Source organism: uncultured Metabacillus sp. (assembly GCF_947503125.1).
In the GTDB taxonomy this organism is placed as follows: Bacteria; Bacillota; Bacilli; order Bacillales; family Bacillaceae; genus Metabacillus.
This window is the reverse complement of sequence record NZ_CANNCR010000155.1, coordinates 1-1,176: the sequence shown is the minus strand read 5'-3', so window position 1 is coordinate 1,176 and position 1,176 is coordinate 1. Positions and strand designations below refer to the sequence as shown.

The following is a 1,176-nucleotide window of genomic DNA, read 5'->3' as shown; positions in this document are numbered from 1 at the left end:
TTTGACTTATTAAAGTGGTTAGAAGAAAAAGAAATTACACACATTGCCATGGAAAGCACCGGAATCTATTGGAAACCAGTCTATAACATCTTAGAAGGTTACTTTGATATTACCTTAGCGAATGCTCAACGAATTAAAAATGTCCCTGGACGTAAAACAGATGTTTCCGATGCTGAATGGATTGCCAAACTACTCCGTCATGGATTGATTGAAAAAAGCTTTGTTCCCTCACAAGACCTTCGTGAATTACGTGACTTAACTAGGCTACGAAAAAAATGGGTTGGAAACTTAACAGCTGAGAAGAATAGAATCTCAAAAGTTCTTGAGTGTTCGAATATCAAACTTGGTTCTGTTATTTCTGACATCTTTGGTGTCTCAGGACGTAAGCTTTTAACTCAATTAGTTGAGAAAGGATACTTAGATCAAAGTGATGTTGATTCAAGTATTCATCATTCTTTAAAGAAAAAAGCAAACTCCATTTCCGATTCTCTCTTTGGTACTTTAAACGAACATCAAATATTTATGATTAGAGGCTCTTGGAACCATATTGTGTATTTAGAGAAAAGCATTCAAGAATTGGAAGAACGGATTAACACCCTACTTCAATCTTATCAGGAAGAAAAAGAGATTCTTTTATCTATCCCAGGGGTAAAGGATCATACTGCCGCTTGTATTATCGCTGAGATAGGGACAGATATGAACCAATTCCCTTCATCCAGACATTTGGCATCATGGGCTGGTGTATCTCCTGGAAACAATGAAAGTGCAGGAAAAAAAAAAGGGTCTAAGAGCATCCAAGGAAATCCACATATCAAAGCAACGCTTTGTGAAGTAGCCTGGGCAATTTCAAGGTCAAGAAAAACTAGTATGTCATCCACATTTTGGTCACTTTCAGCACGAAGAGGAAACAAAAAAGCAACAAAAGCTATTGCCCATAAGGTTTTAAGAATTATATACACTTTATTAATTAATAACCAAAGCTATTCCGAGCCAGCCTTAAGTCGATAGGTTATTTAACCAAATAGAATAAGAAATAGGTTGTGTTTTTTAAAAAAATTACAACACACCCTTTATTTCTTATTGCCTTTTTTTGAAAAAAACTTAAAACCCATTAAAAAGTATGCCTCACACCTTAAATGGATTAATACCCCAAGATTTTTTATTTTCACAGAAAAA

1 protein-coding gene is annotated in these 1,176 nt (G+C 34.9%); it reads left to right on the top strand.

Annotated features, from left to right (window positions below; translation table 11 throughout):
- On the top strand, window positions 1–1,008 hold a 1,008-nt coding region (locus Q1B07_RS26600), incomplete at its 5' end, for an IS110 family transposase (RefSeq protein ID WP_299095809.1).
- Window positions 1,009–1,176: the final 168 nt, after the last annotated feature.